Origin of the sequence: Amycolatopsis sp. lyj-84, from assembly GCF_046549075.1 — a bacterium.
Lineage (GTDB): Bacteria > Actinomycetota > Actinomycetes > Mycobacteriales > Pseudonocardiaceae > Amycolatopsis.
On record NZ_JAJPWO010000002.1, the window covers coordinates 761,075 to 779,054 of the forward strand.

Genomic DNA, 17,980 nt, shown 5'->3' on the forward strand with positions numbered 1-17,980 from the left:
AAATGGCCACGAAAAGGACGGCACCCGTGCGCAAGGTAGCGATCATCGGCGGCAACCGGATCCCCTTCGCCCGTTCGAACGGTCCGTACTCGAAGGCGTCGAACCAGGACATGTTCACGGCCGCCCTCGACGGCCTGGTCAGCCGCTTCTCCCTGCAGGACGAGGTGATCGGCGAGGTCGCCGCCGGCGCGGTGCTCAAGCACGCCCGCGACTTCAACCTGGCCCGCGAAAGCGTCCTCGGCAGCAGGCTGAACCCCGCCACTCCGGCCTCCGACGTGCAGATGGCCTGCGGCACCGGTCTGCAGGCGATCGTCAACGTCGCCAACAAGATCGCCCTCGGCCAGATCGACTCGGCCATCGCGGGCGGCGTCGACACCACGTCCGACGCCCCGCTGGCGGTCAACGACGACCTGCGCCAGATCCTCGTGCAGCTCAACGCCGCGAAGACGCTCCCCGAAAGGCTGAAACTCGCCGCGAAGCTGCGTCCCGGCCACATCGTCCCGGAGATCCCGCGCAACTCCGAGCCGCGCACCGGCCTGTCCATGGGCGAGCACGCCGCGCTGACCGCGAAGGTCTGGGAGATCACGCGTGAGGCGCAGGACGAACTCGCCGCCACCAGCCACCAGCGTCTCGGCGCCGCGTACGACAAGGGCTTCTTCGACGACCTGGTGACGCCGTACCTCAAGCTGGCCCGCGACCAGAACCTTCGGCCGGAATCCAGTGTCGAAAAGCTCGCGAAGCTGAAGCCCGCCTTCGGTGGCCCCGAGGGCACGATGACGGCGGGGAACTCGACGCCGCTGTCCGACGGCGCGTCGACGGTCCTGCTCGCGACCGAGCAGTGGGCGAAGGCGCGGAAGCTTCCCGTGCTGGCGTACCTGACGTTCTCGCAGACCGCGGCCGTCGACTACGTCCACGGTGACGAAGGCCTGCTGATGGCGCCCGCGTACGCCGTCCCGCAGATGCTCACGCGTGCCGGGCTCACCTTGCAGGACTTCGACTTCTACGAGATCCACGAGGCCTTCGCGTCGCAGGTGCTCGCCACCCTCAAGGCGTGGGAGGACCCGGCGTTCGCCAAGGGGAAGCTGGGTCTCGACGAGCCGCTCGGCTCCATCGATCGGGCGAAGCTGAACGTCAACGGCTCGTCGCTGGCGGCCGGGCACCCGTTCGCCGCGACCGGCGGCCGCATCGTCGCCACCCTCGCGAAACTGTTGAACGAGAAGGGATCCGGCCGCGGACTCATCTCGATCTGCGCCGCGGGCGGCCAGGGCGTCACCGCGATCCTCGAAAAGTAGCCCGTCCGCTCTGAGCGGATCCGGGAAAAACCCCGGTGCCTTTGTCGGTGCCGGGGTCTAGTTTGTCCGCATGTTCGCAGTACAGGCGAAAGCGCTGGTCAAAACCTACGGGTCCACCCGGGCACTCGACGGGGTCGATCTGTCGATCCCGACGGGCAAGGTGCTGGGCCTGCTGGGGCCGAACGGCGCCGGGAAGACGACGACGGTCCGCATCCTGACCACGCTGCTTCGCCCGGATTCGGGCGAAGCGGAGGTGGCCGGGCATGACGTGCTGGCCCAGCCCGACGCCGTCCGGCGCTCGATCGGGCTGTCCGGGCAGTACGCCGCCGTGGACGAGAACCTCACCGGGTTCGAGAACCTGTACATGGTCGGCAGGCTGTACGGGAGCAAGAAGGCCGCGGCGAAGGCCCGGGCGCGCGAGCTGCTCGCGCGGTTCCGCCTGGAGGACGCGGCGGACCGCCCCGCCAAGACGTACTCCGGCGGCATGCGGCGGCGGCTCGACCTCGCGGGGGCGCTGGTCGCCGAGCCGACGGTGGTGATCCTCGACGAACCGACCACCGGGCTCGACCCGCGCGGCCGGATCGAGACGTGGGAGGTCATCAAGGAACTGGTCGCCGACGGCACCACGGTCCTGCTGACCACGCAGTACCTGGAGGAGGCCGATCAGCTGGCCGACTCGATCGTGGTGATCGACAAGGGCAAGGTCATCGCGCGCGGCACCGCCGACGAGCTCAAGCAGGAGATCGGCGGCGAGCGGCTCGAACTGGTCGTCGCGTCCGCCGACGACCTCGCGGCGACCACCCAGGTCCTCGCCGAGGTCGGCTCGGGCACGCCGTCGGTCGACGAGCACACCCGCAAGGTCGACGTCCTCGTCGAGGGCGGGCCGAAGGCGCTGATCGAGGCGCTGCGGCGGCTGGACGCGCAGGGCGTCGCCGTCCAGGACGTCGCGCTGCACCGGCCGACGCTCGACGACGTGTTCCTTTCGCTGACAGGGCACGCCACGGACGAGGGGGAGAAGAAGTGAGCACGATCGCCAAGGCCTTTTCCGACGGTGGCGTGATCACCTGGCGGAACCTGAAGAACGTCCAGCGCAACCCGGACTGGCTGATGGCGGCGACGCTGCAGCCGATCATGTTCGTGCTGCTGTTCGCGTACGTCTTCGGCGACGCGATCGGCGGGGAAGCGGGCGGGCTCGCGTACCGCGAGTTCCTGATCGCCGGCATCTTCGCGCAGACGGTCGCGTTCAACTCGGCGTTCACCGTGATCGGGTTCGCGAACGACCTGCAGAAGGGCATCATCGACAGGTTCCGATCACTGCCGATCTCCCGCCTCGCGGTGATCTTCGGCCGGACGACGTCGGATCTGGTGATCAGCGTGGTCGCGCTGATCGTCATGTCGCTGTGCGGGCTGCTCGTCGGCTGGCGGATCCGCGGCAGCTTCCTCGACGCGGTGCTCGGTTACCTGGTGATGCTGATGTTCGCCTGGGCGCTGTCCTGGGTCGGCGCGTGGATCGGGCTCGTCGCGCGCAGCGTCGAGGTGGCCCAGAGCGCCGGGCTGATGTGGATGTTCCCGCTGAGCTTCATCTCGACGGCGTTCGTCCCGGCGGACAAGCTGCCGGGTGTGCTGAAGGCGATCGCCGACTGGAACCCGTTCACCGCGGTGATCAACTCCGCGCGCGACCTGTTCGGAAACCGCTTCGGCGCACCCCCGACGGGCTGGCCCGCCGAGAACGCGTCGCTGTACGCGATCCTGTGCTGCATCGCCATCATCGCGATCTTCGCGCCGCTGGCGACGGCCCAATACAAGAAGGTCGCGAGCCGCTAGAAAAACTTTTGTACCGAAATGTCGAACCGTCGTCGAGCCGCTCGACGCGTCGGTGAAGGCGGGGTAGAAACAGCCCCGCCAAGACACTGAGGAGCAGCGATGCGGTTTCTGATGATGCACCGGCTGGACGAGAGCGCCCCCGAGGCGTGGAACCCGAGCAAGGAGTTCATCGAGCAGATGGGCGCCTTCATCGAAGACTCGTTCGAGAAGGGCATCCTGATCACGGCGGAGGGCGTGCACCCGTCCGAGCGGGGCGCGAAGGTCCGCAAGGTCCGCGGCGGCAAGATCACCGCGACCGACGGCCCGTTCACCGAGGCCAAAGAGGTCATCGGTGGCTTCGCGCTGATCAACGCCAAGGATCTGGCCGAGGCCATCGCCTTCGCGGAGACCTACGCGGCCTTGTTCGACGAGATCGAGGTCGAGGTCCGGACGGTCGTCGAGGCGGAGGACATCGAGGCCTTCACCTCGTGACCCCACGCGTTTAGTCCTCTAGATGCTCCAAGAACGCATCTAGAGGACTAAACGCGGGCTGTCACTTCGTGATGGCCTTTTCAGCCTTCTTCGCCAGCTTCTCGGCGCGCTTCTCCGTCTTGGACGCGGCGCGCTTGGCGCGCCAGCCCAGCGAAGGCTTGCCGGCGGTGTCCGCGGCGGCGAGCAGCAGGCCACCGGCGAGGCCGGCGTTCTTGATGAACTGGATCTGCTGCTGCTGACGCTCGGCCGGTTCCTTGATCTCCCAGAACCGGTGCGCGGCCAGCGTGGTCGGGACGAGGCTGCCGAGCAGAAGCAGCGAAGCCAGCCGCGGTGCCTTGCCCGTGGCGAGCGCGAGCCCGGCGCCGACCTTCACGGCGGCGTCGATCCGGACGAGGGTGGCCGGGTCGCGCGGCACCGATTCCGGCACCACACCCTCCAGCTTGTCGAAGGACTCGGTGAGGAACGGCTCCGCGGCCTTGGCGTGCCCCTGGGTGTCCCTCAGTGCGCCGATCCCGCCGGAGATGAAGATCGCGGCGAGGAGCGGACGTGCGACGCGACGGAGAATCACGGTCGTTGCCTTTCTTGATCCGAACCCTGAGGAAAGCAAATCTATCCCCAGACTTCCCGTCCGTCGGGGCGCCGAACCGCGCTAACGAAGTATCTTCGAATATTTCTCTGACACTAGAGAGGGCTAGATTCGGCTAGCGAGCCGGATATGCCCTCGGCAGCTTGAAGCCGCGGTCGGCCGCGACCTGCCGCAGCCGGTCCGGATAGTCGGTGATGATGCCGTCGACACCGTCGTCGATGAGCTTGTGCATGGTGGCCGGATCGTCGATCGTCCAGGGCACGACCTTGATCCCGGCACGATGCGCCTCGCTGACCAGCGCCTTCGTCGTGAACGGCCGGTAGTCGGGGTCGCCGACCTTGCCGCCCTGCGGGTTGCCGTGCACCGGCGAGAGCGCGCTCGCGCCGAACGACTTCACCGCGCGGATCGGGCTGCCGCCGAAGTCGTCGATGTCGAGCCCGCCGAGCCACGGCGATTTGCCCGGCTGGCCGGCCTGGAGGAACTCGGGCTGGGTCAGCGCGACCGTCGGGATCCACGGCGCGACCTTGCGCAGCAGCATCAGCGCGCCCCAGTCGAAACTCTGGACGGTGACGTTGTGCGCGAACCCGCCGCGCAGGATCTCGCGCACCACCCGCTGGACGAACTGCTCGCGCGGCGCCGTCTCGTGCGGCGCGGCGGCCTCGACCTTGGTCTCGATGTTGAACTTGACGCCCCAGGCACGGTGGTCGCGCGCGAGCTGGAACAACTCGGCGAGGGTCGGCATCTCGGCACCGGGGGAGAGCGTCTGGCCGGGGTGCGCGGGCTGCCGGATCGAGCCGCAGTCCAGCGTGCGGACCTGCGCGAACGTCAGGTCCTTCACGTACTTGCCGACATACGGGTACGCCGGATCGCCGGGCGTCACGGGCGCGGTGTCGCGGCACTTCGCGGGCGTCGTCTTGCGGTCGTGGGTGATCACCTCGCGACCGTCCTTGGTGATCTGGATGTCGAGCTCGAGCGTGGTCACCCCCAGCTCCATCGCCTTGCCGAATGAAGCGAGCGTGCTCTCGACCGTGAGACCGAGTCCACCGCGGTGAGCCTGGACGTCGAAGGCGCGACGCGGATGCGCGTCGGCGACCCCCGCCGTGGTCAGGGTCAGCGCGGCGGCGATGACCAGCGCGAATGTCTTCATGGGTGAACCATGCCACCGTCGGATGAACTTCGATTGACTTTGACGCAACGTCAACCTCTACCTTCGTGGACATGCCGAACGAGAAGGAGTGGTCGATCCAGGACATCGCCCGCTCGGCCGGGACCACGAGCCGCACGCTGCGCCACTACGGCGACATCGGGCTGCTCGAACCGAGCCGGGTGGGGAGCAACGGATACCGCTACTACGACCAGGACGCGCTGGTGCGGCTGCAACGGATCCTGCTGCTTCGCGAACTCGGGCTGAGCCTGCCCGCGATCGGCGAAGTGCTCGAAGGGGAACAGGACACGACAGCGGCGCTACGCACGCACCTGAAGTGGCTGGAGCAGGAGCGCCAGCGGCTCGGACGGCAGATCGAATCGGTCAGGACGACCTTGAAGAAGACAGAGAGAGGTGAACAGCTGATGGCAGCGGAAGTGTTCGACGGCTTCGACCACACGAAGTACGAGAAGGAGGTCACCGAACGCTGGGGCGCCGACGCCTACAAGCAGGGTGATCGGTGGTGGAAGTCGCTGAGCGCCGAGGACAAGAAGGCGCACCAGCAGGAACAGAAGGACATTGCGGCCGCTTTCGGCGAGGCCCGCGGCAAGGGCCTGCCCGCCGACGGCGACGAAGTCCAGGCGATCACGCGTCAGCTGTACGAGTGGCTCCGGCCGGCCGTGCGTGCCGTGTCGAAGGGCTACTTCGCCGGTCTCGGGCAGCTTTACGTCGACGACCCGCGCTACGGGCAGTACGACGAAAAGCACGGCCCGGGCACCGCGGAGTTCATCCGCGACGCGATGGCGGTCTACGCCGAGCGCAACCTGAGTGAGTAAGACGAGTGGACGGGGCTGCAGACCCGTCCACTCGGAGTAACCCGCCGCGACACGCCTAGCCTTCTATCACTGAATATCGGCTCAAGGCTAGAAACGCCGATAGCGTGCGAGAGTGGATCCCATCCGCAACCCCTTCGCCCCGGGCGCCGGTCAACGGCCGCCCGAACTGGCAGGTCGCCTGCGCGAGCTCCAGGCCTTCGAGGTCGTGCTCGAACGGGTCGCGCGCGGGAGACCCGAACGCAGCCTGATGCTGACCGGCCTGCGCGGCGTGGGCAAGACCGTGCTGCTGGGCGAATTGCGTTCGAAGGCGATCAAGCACGGCTGGGGCGCGGGCAAGATCGAAGCCCGCCCCGACACTGAACTCCGGCGGCCGCTCTCGGCCGCGCTGCACCGCGCGATCCGCGATCTCGCCGTCCGCCATCGCGCGCCGGACCGGGTCGAGCAGGTACTCGGCGTACTCAAGGCGTTCGCGCTGCGCGCCAACAAACCGGACGCGAAGCTTCGTGACCGTTGGCAGCCCGGCATCGACGTCCCCGCCGCGCAGGGCCGGGCTGATTCGGGCGACATCGAGATCGACCTGGTCGAACTGTTCACCGAGGTCGCGGAACTGGCCGCGGACGTCGGCACCGGGGTCGCACTGCTGATCGACGAGATCCAGGACCTGCTGCCCGAGGACGTTTCCGCGCTCTGCGCCGCCTGCCACGAGCTCTCGCAGTCCGGGGCGCCGCTGGTCGTGGTCGGCGCGGGACTGCCGCACGTGCCCGCAGTCCTCTCGGCGTCGAAGTCGTACTCCGAACGCCTCTTCCGCTACGCGCGCATCGACAGGCTCGAGCGCGAAGACGCCGACCTCGCGGTGATGGCGCCCATCGAACGCGAGGACGCGGGCATCGAACCGGAGGCGTTGGACGCGCTGTTCGACGCGTCCGGCGGCTACCCGTACTTCATCCAGGCTTACGGCAAGGCCGCCTGGGACGCCGCGCCCGCCGATCCGATCACCGTGAAGGACGTCCAGGTCGCCGCGCCGGAGGCCGAATCGGAACTCGCTGTCGGCTTCTTCGGCTCCCGCTACGAGCGCGCGACGCCCGCCGAACGCGAGTACCTGCTCGCGATGGCCGAGCTGACACAGGGCCGGGACGAGCCCGCCGGCACCGCCGATGTGGCCGTCTACCTGGGGCGCAAGCCGTCCTCACTGTCGCCGGCGCGGGACAGCCTGATGAAGAAGGGACTGGTGTACTCCGCCGAGCGCGGGCACATCGCCTTCACCGTCCCGCACTTCGGTCACTACCTGCTCGGCCGGGACTAGACCTTTCTCTCCTTCTCTAGCCTGATAGCTAGAAAGCCGTAGAGAGCGCTACTCGGTCACACTGGCTGGGTGACCAGGGTCTACTGGCGTGACGCAGTGCCGGAACGAGTCCCCACCACCGAGCGGCCGCCGAACTCAGCCGATGTCGTGGTGATCGGCGCCGGGTTCGCCGGTCTGTCGATCGCCCTAGACCTGCTGGAACATCGTCCCGGGAGCCGGGTCGTCGTCCTCGAAGCCCGGCACGCCGGATTCGGCGCGAGCGGACGGAACGCGGGCGGTGTGCTCCCGCTGGGCGTCCTGCCCTGGCTGGTGCCCGGCAGCGCGGGCCCGCATGACCCCCGCGAGATGCAGCGGCTCCTGCACGACCGCATCGACACCCGGATGCGGGAACTGCGCGACTCGCATCCGGCGGGTGAGATCACGCGGACGCGGATGCGGCTGATCGGCGGCTCCGCCTTCCTCGCCGCCGGGCTCGACGTGGTCGCGGACGCCGTCACCGCGTCCGGGATCGAGGTCGAGCAGGACGCGACGGGGTTCTCGCTCGGGTCGTGGACCATCCAGCCCGCCGCGCTCGCCGGATCACTGGCCGCCGGGCTGGCCGCCGCCGGGGGAACGCTGGTCGAGAACACCCCGGTCGGCTCGGTCGAACCGGCGGACGACGGCGTCACCGTCCGGCTGCGGGGCGGGGGAGCCCTGCGCGCGGACCGCGCGGTGATCTGTTCGGGCGCTTACACCGGCGGGTTGTCCCTGCCGGATCCGCCGTCCGGCCGGGTGATCCACACGTACATGCGGGCCGGGGCGCCGGAGGCCGTCGACGACGACCTGTTCAGCACGGCACCCGGGCTCGGGATGGCCTATTGGCGGAGACACCGAGGACGACTGTTGTTCGGCGGCCTCGACCTCGGCGGGCTGACACCCGGCTCCGAGGCCGACGCCCTACCGAAGGCGCATCAGAAGGTCGACAGGCTGCTTGCGCGCCGGCTTCCCGCCGAGGCCGGGACACCGGCGACCCATCGCTGGGGCGGGCCCCTGCACGTCACTCCGGCCGAGGTCCCCCATCTGGCACGGTCCGCCGTCACCGAGCGCGTGGTCTACGCCGTCGGATTCGCCGGCAGCGGCGTCGCGCTCACCCTGACCGCGGGACCGCTCGTGCGCGACCTCGTCCTCGGCACCGAAGCGGCCGATCCGGAAGGTGTCGCGCTGCGAGAAGCGATGACGTCGACGATCATCCCGTGGCGCGGCGTCCTGGGCGTTCTCAGGCGGGGGCCGTCGAAGCTGGCGCGCCGCCTGCTCCATGAAGGTTTCTGAGGCCGTATAGCGAGGACGCTAGAGATGCCTGGCGTTATCAAGAAGTGACCGGCGACACCAAATCTCTCCGGATTTCCTCTCCTGTTGCCGACGATTCATCGGCAAGTGTGCCAAGTCACCGGATAATCGTTGGCTTCCTTGTGAAAAAGAGTGCATACTAGAGACACAGCCACCAAGACTCAAGACCCTCAAGGGGATGACTTAAACCGATGAACAACATCGCCGCCAAGCTCCGTGCCCGTCGCGCCGAGGCTCGCACTCGCCGGGCCCTGAACCGGGCGATCGACACCGCGGCCACCGCGACCGTTCGTCAGGAACTCATCGCTATTTCCCAGGCGCACCACACGCACATGCGCTGATCCGACAACAACCGTTGTAGGTGTCGCCCATTCGAGTGACCTACGACACATAGTGCGTGGGGTGTAACGCCGCGGAACGCAGCGTCGATACCCACTACGACCCCGTGATGCTGGCGGACCCCCGACCTGGCAGCATCACGGGGTTTCCATATGTCCGGATAGTCCCCGGAAATTCCTTGCCTTCGCGGCCTTGCGGAGTAATGTTTGACTTCGTCAACGAATCTGTTGAGGTGGTCAAATGAATCGATCCGCGGACCGGGTGGCGACCGTCCGGGCCTTCAACCGCCTGTACACCGGCGTGATCGGCGTCCTCGACGAAGGACCGGCCGACGCCGAGTACTCCCTGAGCGAAGCCAGGGTCATCTTCGAACTCGCGCAGCAGGATCCGACCCAGGTCACCGACCTGCGCAAACGTCTCGACCTCGATGCCGGGTACGCGAGCAGGCTCCTCGCCAGGCTGGAAGGACGCGGCCTCCTCACACGCGAACGCAGCGACGAGGACGCCCGCCGCCAGGTCATCAGGCTGACCGAGAACGGCCAGAAGGCCTTCGCCGTCCTCGACGAACGCTCGGTGGGCCGGATCGGCTCGCTGCTCGGCCGGTTCGGCGAAGACGAGCAGGAGCGCCTGCTCGGCGCGATGGGCACGATCACCTCGCTGGTCGGCGAACGCGCGCCGGATCCCACGCTGGTCCTGCGCCCGCCACGGCCGGGTGACTTCGGCTGGGTGGTCCACCGCCATGGCGCCCTTTACTCCCGTGAGTACGGCTGGGACGAACGCTTCGAAGCCCTCGTCGCCCGCGTCGTCGCGGACTACGTCGACAACCGTGGCGAGCCCCGTCAAGCGGGCTGGATCGCCGAGCTCGACGGGGAGCGCGTCGGCAGCATCTTCTGCATGCCCGCCGAAGACGGCACGACGGCGAAGCTGCGGATGCTGCTCCTCGAACCGGCCGCGCGGGGACGCGGGGTCGGGAAACGCCTGGTCACCGAATGCGTCGAGTTCGCGAGGGCGTCCGGCTACGCGGCGATGGAACTCTGGACGGTCTCATTGCTGGACGCGGCCAGGGCGGTCTACGAGAAGGCCGGCTTCCGGCTGGCGAGCGAGGAGACGATCCCCGGCTTCGGTTACGAGCTGACGGGGCAGACCTGGCGGATGGAGTTGTGACACCGCGGGCGTGAAGTCCGGCCGTCTCGGTGTCGACTTGCGGCGTGCTCGTTCGTCTAGGGACCATCGATCCCCAGGGAGGACACCATGCCCCAGTACATCGGATTCATCCGCGCCACGAAGGACTCGCACGACCACCTCGGCCCCGGCGAAGCGCAACGCGTGCTCGAGAACTACCTGGCTTGGGCGGACGAGCGCACGAAGGAGGGCCGGTTCGTCGGCGGCGGCGGGCTGTCGAAGAGCGGCCGGGTGCTGCGCGGTTCCGGCGGTGAGGTCGGCGCGACCGACGGACCGCACACCGAGGCCACCGAGATCGTCGGCGGCTACCAGGTGATCGAGGCCGAAGACCTCGACCAGGCGGAGAAGATCTTCTCGACGCATCCGCATCTGGAATTCGGGCCGATCGAGGTGCGCAAGGTCGGCGAACGCGGCTGCGAGGACTGATGCCGAAGCTCGTGGGCCTGCCGAGGCTGTCGTGAGCCGCCCGGCCGGCGTGGTGGAACATCTCTTCCGGCACAGCGCCGGGCGGATCGTCGCCACGCTGGCCAGGGCGCTCGGCCCCGAACGGCTGGACCTCGCCGAAGAGGCCGTCGCCGACGCGCTGGAACAAGCGTTGCGCAGCTGGCCCCGAAGCGGGGTGCCGGACAATCCGCAGGGCTGGCTGTTCCGGGCCGCGCGGAACCGGGCGATGGACGTCGTCCGGCGGGAACGGACGTTGCGAACGCTGCTGCCGAGGCTCGCAGAGCTCGACGAGTACGAAGCCGACCGGCGCACGGACGACGAGCTCGTGCTGATGCTGCTGTGCTGTCATCCCGCGCTGCCGACGGTTTCGCAGGTGGCGCTGACGCTGAAGACCGTCGGCGGGCTCGGGGTGAACGAGATCGCGGCGGCGTTGCTGACGAAACCGGCGACGGTCGCGCAACGACTGGTGCGGGCGAAGAAGTGGTTGAGGGAGTCCGGGAAACCGCTCACCCTGCCCGGCCCGGACGCACTGGAGTCCAGAGTGGACAGTGTGCTCGCCGTGCTCTACCTGTTGTTCAACGAGGGCTATGACGCGACGACCGGCGAGGTCGCGGTGCGCGGCGAACTGTGCGGTGAGGCGATCCGGCTGGGACGGCTGCTGCTGGCCGAGCCGAAGACGGACCTGCCGCGGGTGCGGGCATTGGTCGCGCTGATGCTGCTGCAGGCGAGCAGGCTGCCCGCGCGGGTCGACCGCGACGGTGATCTGCTGCTGCTCCAGGAGCAGGATCGCGGCCGGTGGGACCACGCGATGATCGCCGAGGGAACGCGGCTGTTCGAGCGGGCGTGCACCGGGGCGGAGATGTCGGCGTACCACGTCGAAGCGGCGATCGCGCTGTGCCACGGCACGGCCTCGCCACCTGACTGGCGCCGCATCGTCGGGCTCTACGACGACTTGCTGGCGCTGCGGCCTTCGCCGGTGGCCCGGCTGAACCGGGCGATCGCACTGTCCATGGTGGACGGTGCCGCTGCCGGGATCGCGGAACTCGAAGCCGTCGAGGCCGACCTGCCGGACTACACGCTGCTGCCCGCCGTCCTCGGCGCGCTCTGGCAGCGCGCCGGCGACCCGGCCCGCGCCGCCGCCCACTACCGTCGGGCGCTCGCGCTACCTTGCTCGGACCCGCAGCGCCGCTTCCTCACCCGACGCCTCACAGCCTGTGATCCGACCCCCTGACCAGCACTTTCCCCTTTGACCGCGCCCCCGTCCCAGGGCAATGCCACTTACTTAAGGGCAGTTTCCGCAGCTAAACGGGCTTCAGACACCCTCCCGTCCTAAATCCTAAGCGGACAGTCAGCTGCGATGGCATCCCTCTGATCAGCGAAAATGCATTAGTGAGCGGAAGGGTAAAGGTGGCGTGTTCGCGGGCGGTTTGGTGACTGTGAGACACCAGCCCTGGGTGGCATCGACCGTGTGGATTTTGGTGCGTTGGATGACCGGAAATCCACACAGTCTGTCGTGACCGGACCGGTCACGACAGCCGGGTGGCCCTGACGACCCCCGCACCAGCGTATCGGGAGGGGGCGACGGGGAGCGGGATCCGCGGGGTTTGGGGGAGGAGTTGTCCACAACGGTGGTGGGGTGTGGACAAGTGGGGGACGAGGGGGCCTTGGGGGCACGCGCTGTCGGTGGGCATGACGCGAACGCCACTTTCGCAACGTTCAAGTTTGCGAAAGTGGCATTCGCAACGCGCCAGGTCCGCGCGAAGTAGCGAAGCAAGGGCCCGATACCCGTGGTTCACGCGGACAGGGTTATCTGGGGGAGTGAACTGGATCGCGTATGTCGACGGGTATTGCGAACGTCTCGCCCCGGGGCTGTGGGGCGAGCCGCTCAACAGTCTCAGCAACCTCGCGTTCCTGGTCGCCGCGATCGCCGTCTGGCGGCAACCGAAGGGCCGCGTCCTCGCGACCCTCATCGGCCTCGTGTTCCTCGGCAGTACGGCCTTCCACCTGCTCGCCACCCGCTGGTCCGCGGCCGCCGACAGCGCCTTCATCCTGGTGTTCGTCCTGTATTACGCGGCGGTGTTCCCCCGCGTGTTCTTCGGCGCGAGCCGCAAGGTCTCCTGGCTCGGCATCCCGGTGTTCCTCGCGTTCACCGCGATCGTCGCCTCACTCGGCGGCGGCCTGTACCTGTCCGCGCTGATCGGGCTCGTGGTCTTCGCGATCGTGCTCAAGGGGGCGGATCGCCGCAGGTTCGCCGTCGCCGCGGGCGTCTTCGGGGTGTCCCTTTCGTTCCGCACGGCCGATCACACCGTCTGCGGCAACTTCCCCGCCGGGACCCACTTCGCCTGGCACCTGCTGAACGGCCTCGTCCTCTACCTGGTGGCCACCGCGGCTACGAAGAAGGCCGCGCCCAAACCGGACGCGGCCCCTTCGCAGACCTGAGCTAGTGAACGCCGATCTCGCGGAGATCCTTGTCGTGCTCGTCGGCGTGGTAGTCCTCGGGCTCGGTGTCGTCCGTGCCGTTGAAGACCTTCATCTGCCGCGCGATCACCGTGAAGATCACCGCGATCAGCAGGTTCGCCGCCAACGCCACGAAACCGACGTAGATCTGCAGCGGCGAGCCGCTGAACGGGTGCCAGCCGAAGATCGACAGGTCGCCGAGTTTCAAGGCAGAGCCGCCGAAGTGCGCCTTGCCGGTCGCCGCGTTCGGGATGTTGTAGAGCATGACCAGGCCCCAGCCGATGCCCACGATCCAGCCGGCGATCAGGCCCCAGCGGTGGAACCACCGCGTGTAGAGCGAGATCGCCACCGTGGGCAGCGTCTGCAGGATCAGCACCCCGCCGATGAGCTGCAGGTCGATCGAGAACTGCGGATCGATGAACAGGATGAACGCCACCGCGCCGAACTTCACGATCAGCGAAGCGAGCTTGGCCTGCTTCGCTTCTTGGCCCGGTGTCGCGTCCTTCTTGATGTACTCCTTGTAGATGTTGCGGGTCCACAGGTTGGCCGCCGCGATCGACATGATCGCCGCGGGCACCAGCGCGCCGATGCCGATCGCGGCGAACGCGATGCCCGCGAACCACGACGAGAACTGCGAGTCGAACAGCACCGGGACGACGGTGTTCGTGTCGGGTTTGCCGGTGGCGTTGTTGGTGATCGGTGAGACCGACGCGCTGATCGCCACGTAGCCGAGCAGCGCCAGCAGGCCCAGGACCAGCGAGTACGCCGGGAGCGCGACCATGTTCCGCTTGATCACGCTGCGGCCGCGCGAGGCGAGCACGCTGGTGAGCGAATGCGGGTACAGGAACAGCGCGAGCGCCGAACCGAGTGCCAGCGTGGCGTACTGCAACTGGTTGTTCGCGTTGAGCAGGATGCCGTCCGAGGGGTTCGGCGTCTTGTCGAACTTCGCGTCGGCCGCGTCGAAGATCGCCGACCAGCCGCCGAGCTTCGAGGGCAGGTAGATGATCGCCACGATGATCACGAGGTAGATCAGGATGTCCTTGACGAACGCGATCAGCGCGGGCGCGCGCAGGCCGGACTGGTAGGTGTAGACCGCCAGGATGACGAAGGCGACCAGCAGCGGCAGGTGACCGACGACGCCGGAGCCGTTGATGCCCATGGTCCGCAGCACCGCTTCGAGGCCGACGAGCTGCAGCGCGATGTACGGCATCGTCGCGATGATCCCGGTGATCGCGATCAGCAGCGCCAGCGTCGGCGAACCGAACCGGCCGCGGACGAAGTCGGCGGGCGTGACGTAGCCGCGGACCCGGGAGACCGACCACATGCGCAGCGCGGGCATCAGCACGATCGGGTAGACGATGATCGTGTACGGCAGGGCGAACATGCCCATCGCGCCGGCGCTGAACATCAGCGCGGGAACGGCCACGAAGGTGTACGCCGTGTAGAGGTCACCGCCGAGCAGGAACCAGGTGATCCACGACCCGAACTTGCGGCCGCCGAGGCCCCATTCGTCCAGATGGTCGAGGGTGTTGCCCGCCTTCCAGCGCGACGCGACGAAGCCGAGGACGGTGACCACCGCGAAGAGGATCGTGAAGATGATCAGCTCGGGCCACTGGATGTTGCTCACTTGACGTCCCCCTCGTCGAGCTCGTCCACGGACAACCGGTCGGGACGCTCACTGGTCGGCTTGTCCTTGGTCATCACGAAGACGATCCAGGTGCACAGGACGCCGACGGCCACGAACACGAACTGGAACCAGTAGAAGAACGGCATCCCGAACAGCCGAGGGCCGTCCGAGTTGAACAAGGACGTGATCAGCACCAGCAACGGGATGACCAGCAGGAGGTTCCACGGGCTGAACTGAAAGCCCCTCACCTTCCCGTCTGCCTTACCTGACGCCATCGGACCTCACCTAACATTCCCGTACCCCGGATGGACCCGATGACCCTAGAACCTCTCCCCCACCCGGGTCACGCGCGCCCGATATCGATTTGATCAGCGACGCCCGATCCGACGAAGGGCGGTTGCCGTCCCGCTCCCCGCCGGATATCAATAGCCGCAAGTCGCGAACAGGAACCTTCGCACGCAAGATCAAAGGGGCATCGGATGAAGAAACTCCGCTATGCGGTGGTGATCCCGGCTGTCGCCGGCACCATGCTGGCCGGGTTCACTCCTGCGTTCGCAGGACCGGAGGCTGCCAAACAGCAGCCTTTGAACTCCACCAACATTCCGGCGAAGTACGCGAGCCAGAAGCTGGACTGGCACAAGTGCACGGCGAACGAGCTGCCGACCGCGCCGCCGCCGGGGGCCGAAAACATCGAATGCGCGACCTACCGCGCACCGCGCAACTGGTACAAGTCGAACGAGAACATCGACCTGACGATCGCCGTCAGCCGCCTCGCCGCCACCGGCGGCCCCGCGACGGCCAGCGTCATCACGAACCCGGGCGGCCCCGGCGCACCGGGCCGTAACTTCCCGGCTCGTCTGCGCAACCAGACGAAGCTGCGCGCGACCCAGGAGATCATCGGTCTCGACCCGCGCGGCACCGGCAAGAGCACCAACATCACCTGCGGCAACGCGATCGGCACCGGATCCGACCTGGACCCGCGCGATCGCAGCCGGGCGAACCTCAACCTGATCCTGGACGCCACCAAGTACGCGGCGGACTCCTGCCAGGTGAAGTCCGGCGAGCTGGGCCCGCTCATCAACACCGCCCAGACCATCCGCGACATCGACCTGCTGCGCGTCCTCCTCGGCCGCGACAAGATCAACTGGGTCGGCTACTCGGCGGGCACCTGGATGGGCGCGCACTACGCCCAGCAGTTCCCCACCCGGACCGGCAAGTTCCTGCTCGACTCGTCGACCGAGTTCACGACGACCTGGCAGAACTCGTTCGACGGGCAGCCGCTCGGCTTCGAGCGCCGCTGGCGTCAGGACTTCCTGCCGTGGATCGGCAAGTACAACAAGGTCTACAACTTCGGCAGGAACGGCGAGGCCGCTCGCCAGACCTACGAGAAGGTCCGCTTCGCGCTGACGCAGAACCCCGTCGAGGTGGACGGCGTCCCGGTTTCGGCCAACGCCCTCGACTCGACCATCGCGTCGTACCTCTACTCGAAGCGCAACTTCCCGGCGCTGGCCGACTACCTGGTCAACCTGAAGACGCTGACCGAGGGCACCTCGACCCAGCAGCAGAAGGCCGCGGCCGCGCAGAAGGTCAAGGCGGAGACGGTGGACGGTGACGGCGTCATCGGCCCGCAGCCGCTGTTCGTCCCCACCGACGGTGACTCCTACAACGCCAGCTTCTGGACCATCCCCTGCAACGAGGGCCCGTGGACCGGTAACCGGCAGAGCGTCATCCGTCAGTCGCAGAAGCTGATCGACCGCGATCTGCCGCTGCTCGGCGCCGGCTGGCTCATCCAGCCGTGCATCTTCTGGAAGAACAAGCCGGTCGACCTGCCGAAGCTCGACGGCCGCGGCGTCCCGCCGGTGCTGATCGTCCAGTCGGTGCACGACCCGGCGACCCCGATCGAGGGCGCGACCCGTGCGCACCGCGCGTTCGCCAACTCGCGGATGATCACGGTGACCGGTGAGGGTGACCACGGCATCTACGCCGGCGGCAACGTGGGTGTGGACAAGGTCGTGGAGGACTTCCTCGTCGACGGCAAGGTGCCGAACGACCAGAGCCTCCCCGGACTCCCACTTCCGGTGCCCGCGGGCGGCTGAAGCCCCTAGGGATTGTGGCCCCGTCGAGTTTCGGCTCGGCGGGGCCTTTCCTTTGGGCGGTCCACAGACCTGTGCACAGAGTTATCCACAGGCTGGGGGTAACTCGGTGGGGACAACTCGGCGCCACTCACGACCGGCAGGCGCGCGACCGGTATTAGTATTGGCTTCATGGTGCGAGTGCCGTTGACGGACGAGGAACGCGAACGAGGCGAGCGGCTGGGGCTGGCGCTCCGGGACGCGCGCGCGTCGGCGTCGCGGAGCATGGTCGAGGTCGCGGCGGAGGCCGGGATCTCGGTGGAGACGCTCCGGAAGATCGAGACCGGCCGGATCCCGACGCCCGCCTTCTTCACGGTGGCGGCGATCGCGGACGCCATCGGCCTGCCGCTGGACGCGCTGCGGGCGGCCGTGGAGAACACAGACGCCGCAGAAGTCGCCGAAGCGAGTTAAGGGCGCAGGGTGGCCAGCGTGTGCGCCCGGTCGTTCAGGTAGAGGAAGCCGTCGATCGGCAGGTCGAAGCTGTTCAGCAGGCTCTCCAGGGTGGCGAACTCGTCCACGCCGAGCCGCAGGTTCTCGTTCACCGCGTGCGCGACGAGGACGTCGGCCAGTTCTTCCCACTCACCTGACCAGTGCAGGGTGCGATAGAACGCGAGAACGTCCGGCGCGACGCGGTCGGCGATCTGGTCGAGCAGGCTCTCGCCGAAGAAGCTGATCCGGCCGGCGGCGAGGTCGGCCACGGTCGGATTCGCCGGGTCGGCCGCGGCGTCGGGATTGCGGACCACGCCGGGACCCGCCACCGGATAGCCCGTCTTGACGCTGCCGTTGTCTTCCACCAGCACGATCAGATGCACGCCGTACCGTTCGCCTGCGCAGCGCCAGCGGCCGTTGTGCTGTCTGCGGCGAGGTTCGCTCGGATCGTTCGCGACGTCCTTGATCACCGCGATGATCTGCTCGTCGGTCCAGCCCGCGGGGAACTCGCTGGTCGCCCGCCGCCCCTTGCCCGGTGCGTGCCCGCCGCCCACTCGTGCTCCTTTCGTCGCATCGAGGGTAACCCGC

At 67.9% G+C, this 17,980-nt stretch carries 19 protein-coding genes; 14 read left to right on the top strand and 5 right to left on the bottom strand.

Annotation, left to right across the window (positions count from 1 at the left end):
• Positions 1 to 2 precede the first annotated feature (2 nt).
• From ACLJRM_RS08670 to ACLJRM_RS08685, 4 genes are all read left to right on the top strand, one after another.
• Positions 3 to 1,292, top strand: a complete 1,290-nt coding sequence (locus ACLJRM_RS08670) for an acetyl-CoA C-acetyltransferase (RefSeq protein WP_101611455.1) — start codon at positions 3 to 5, stop codon at positions 1,290 to 1,292.
• Between the two features lie 70 nt (positions 1,293 to 1,362).
• Positions 1,363 to 2,316, top strand: a complete 954-nt coding sequence (locus ACLJRM_RS08675) for an ATP-binding cassette domain-containing protein (RefSeq protein WP_101611456.1) — start codon at positions 1,363 to 1,365, stop codon at positions 2,314 to 2,316.
• The gene (locus ACLJRM_RS08680) at positions 2,313 to 3,116 is read left to right on the top strand and encodes an ABC transporter permease (protein ID WP_101611457.1); all 804 of its coding nucleotides are present in this window, start codon (positions 2,313 to 2,315) and stop codon (positions 3,114 to 3,116) included. The genes ACLJRM_RS08675 and ACLJRM_RS08680 overlap by 4 nt, the downstream gene beginning before the upstream one ends.
• Positions 3,117 to 3,215: 99 nt before the next feature.
• A complete protein-coding gene (locus ACLJRM_RS08685; protein ID WP_101611458.1) occupies positions 3,216 to 3,587 on the top strand; it encodes a YciI family protein in 372 nt (123 codons plus the stop codon).
• Between the two features lie 61 nt (positions 3,588 to 3,648).
• On the opposite strand, the gene ACLJRM_RS08690 is transcribed toward ACLJRM_RS08685, so the two are convergent.
• Positions 3,649 to 4,155 carry a DoxX family membrane protein gene (locus ACLJRM_RS08690; RefSeq protein ID WP_101611459.1) on the bottom strand — a complete coding sequence of 169 codons (507 nt, stop codon included), beginning with the start codon at positions 4,153 to 4,155 and terminating at the stop codon, positions 3,649 to 3,651.
• A gap of 133 nt (positions 4,156 to 4,288) precedes the next feature.
• A complete protein-coding gene (locus ACLJRM_RS08695; RefSeq protein WP_101611460.1) occupies positions 4,289 to 5,320 on the bottom strand; it encodes a glycerophosphodiester phosphodiesterase family protein in 1,032 nt (343 codons plus the stop codon).
• A 71-nt stretch (positions 5,321 to 5,391) separates the two neighbouring features.
• Here ACLJRM_RS08695 and ACLJRM_RS08700 point away from each other — a divergent pair, with 71 nt between their 5' ends.
• The 8 genes from ACLJRM_RS08700 (at position 5,392) to ACLJRM_RS08735 (ending at position 13,186) form a co-directional block, all read left to right on the top strand.
• A complete protein-coding gene (locus tag ACLJRM_RS08700) occupies positions 5,392 to 6,153 on the top strand; it encodes a MerR family transcriptional regulator (RefSeq protein ID WP_168214449.1) in 762 nt (253 codons plus the stop codon).
• A 112-nt stretch (positions 6,154 to 6,265) separates the two neighbouring features.
• Complete coding sequence (locus ACLJRM_RS08705) at positions 6,266 to 7,456, top strand: ATP-binding protein (RefSeq protein ID WP_101611462.1); 1,191 nt, start codon at positions 6,266 to 6,268, stop codon at positions 7,454 to 7,456.
• Positions 7,457 to 7,525: 69 nt separating this feature from the next.
• Positions 7,526 to 8,764 carry an NAD(P)/FAD-dependent oxidoreductase gene (locus tag ACLJRM_RS08710; RefSeq protein WP_410662718.1) on the top strand — a complete coding sequence of 413 codons (1,239 nt, stop codon included), beginning with the start codon at positions 7,526 to 7,528 and terminating at the stop codon, positions 8,762 to 8,764.
• 209 nt (positions 8,765 to 8,973) lie between these two features.
• Entirely contained in the window at positions 8,974 to 9,123 is a 150-nt protein-coding gene (locus ACLJRM_RS08715; RefSeq protein WP_005155873.1) for a hypothetical protein, read from the top strand.
• A 238-nt stretch (positions 9,124 to 9,361) separates the two neighbouring features.
• Positions 9,362 to 10,285, top strand: a complete 924-nt coding sequence (locus ACLJRM_RS08720) for a GNAT family N-acetyltransferase (RefSeq protein ID WP_410662719.1) — start codon at positions 9,362 to 9,364, stop codon at positions 10,283 to 10,285.
• A gap of 87 nt (positions 10,286 to 10,372) precedes the next feature.
• On the top strand, positions 10,373 to 10,729 hold the full coding sequence (locus ACLJRM_RS08725; RefSeq protein WP_410662720.1) for a YciI family protein: 357 nt from the start codon (positions 10,373 to 10,375) through the stop codon (positions 10,727 to 10,729).
• Between the two features lie 31 nt (positions 10,730 to 10,760).
• The gene (locus ACLJRM_RS08730) at positions 10,761 to 11,978 is read left to right on the top strand and encodes an RNA polymerase sigma factor (protein ID WP_101611466.1); all 1,218 of its coding nucleotides are present in this window, start codon (positions 10,761 to 10,763) and stop codon (positions 11,976 to 11,978) included.
• A 587-nt stretch (positions 11,979 to 12,565) separates the two neighbouring features.
• Entirely contained in the window at positions 12,566 to 13,186 is a 621-nt protein-coding gene (locus tag ACLJRM_RS08735; RefSeq protein WP_101611467.1) for a hypothetical protein, read from the top strand.
• Position 13,187: 1 nt separating this feature from the next.
• Here ACLJRM_RS08735 and mctP read toward each other — a convergent pair whose 3' ends face one another.
• A complete protein-coding gene (gene mctP, locus ACLJRM_RS08740) occupies positions 13,188 to 14,831 on the bottom strand; it encodes a monocarboxylate uptake permease MctP (RefSeq protein ID WP_101611468.1) in 1,644 nt (547 codons plus the stop codon).
• Complete coding sequence (locus tag ACLJRM_RS08745; protein WP_168214450.1) at positions 14,828 to 15,106, bottom strand: DUF3311 domain-containing protein; 279 nt, start codon at positions 15,104 to 15,106, stop codon at positions 14,828 to 14,830. The genes mctP and ACLJRM_RS08745 overlap by 4 nt, the downstream gene beginning before the upstream one ends.
• Before the next feature lie 204 nt (positions 15,107 to 15,310).
• Between ACLJRM_RS08745 and ACLJRM_RS08750 the strand changes: the two genes are divergently transcribed.
• Positions 15,311 to 16,927, top strand: coding sequence for an alpha/beta hydrolase (locus tag ACLJRM_RS08750; RefSeq protein WP_410662721.1), 1,617 nt, complete (start codon positions 15,311 to 15,313; stop codon positions 16,925 to 16,927).
• Positions 16,928 to 17,095: 168 nt separating this feature from the next.
• Entirely contained in the window at positions 17,096 to 17,374 is a 279-nt protein-coding gene (locus tag ACLJRM_RS08755; RefSeq protein ID WP_101611471.1) for a helix-turn-helix domain-containing protein, read from the top strand.
• Here the strand turns inward: ACLJRM_RS08755 and ACLJRM_RS08760 are convergent.
• Positions 17,371 to 17,946, bottom strand: a complete 576-nt coding sequence (locus ACLJRM_RS08760) for an EndoU domain-containing protein (RefSeq protein WP_233223047.1) — start codon at positions 17,944 to 17,946, stop codon at positions 17,371 to 17,373. The genes ACLJRM_RS08755 and ACLJRM_RS08760 overlap by 4 nt on opposite strands.
• Positions 17,947 to 17,980 lie beyond the last annotated feature (34 nt).

Bases quoted from the DNA above. Each gene is read 5' to 3' on its own strand.
- ACLJRM_RS08670 (WP_101611455.1), top strand. From the start codon at position 3: ATGGCCACGAAAAGGACGGCACCCGTGCGCAAGGTAGCGATCATCGGC.
- ACLJRM_RS08675 (WP_101611456.1), top strand. From the start codon at position 1,363: ATGTTCGCAGTACAGGCGAAAGCGCTGGTCAAAACCTACGGGTCCACC.
- ACLJRM_RS08685 (WP_101611458.1), top strand. From the start codon at position 3,216: ATGCGGTTTCTGATGATGCACCGGCTGGACGAGAGCGCCCCCGAGGCG.
- ACLJRM_RS08695 (WP_101611460.1), bottom strand. From the start codon at position 5,320: ATGAAGACATTCGCGCTGGTCATCGCCGCCGCGCTGACCCTGACCACG.
- ACLJRM_RS08700 (WP_168214449.1), top strand. From the start codon at position 5,392: ATGCCGAACGAGAAGGAGTGGTCGATCCAGGACATCGCCCGCTCGGCC.
- ACLJRM_RS08715 (WP_005155873.1), top strand. From the start codon at position 8,974: ATGAACAACATCGCCGCCAAGCTCCGTGCCCGTCGCGCCGAGGCTCGC.
- ACLJRM_RS08720 (WP_410662719.1), top strand. From the start codon at position 9,362: ATGAATCGATCCGCGGACCGGGTGGCGACCGTCCGGGCCTTCAACCGC.
- ACLJRM_RS08725 (WP_410662720.1), top strand. From the start codon at position 10,373: ATGCCCCAGTACATCGGATTCATCCGCGCCACGAAGGACTCGCACGAC.
- ACLJRM_RS08745 (WP_168214450.1), bottom strand. From the start codon at position 15,106: ATGGCGTCAGGTAAGGCAGACGGGAAGGTGAGGGGCTTTCAGTTCAGC.
- ACLJRM_RS08750 (WP_410662721.1), top strand. From the start codon at position 15,311: ATGAAGAAACTCCGCTATGCGGTGGTGATCCCGGCTGTCGCCGGCACC.
- ACLJRM_RS08755 (WP_101611471.1), top strand. From the start codon at position 17,096: ATGGTGCGAGTGCCGTTGACGGACGAGGAACGCGAACGAGGCGAGCGG.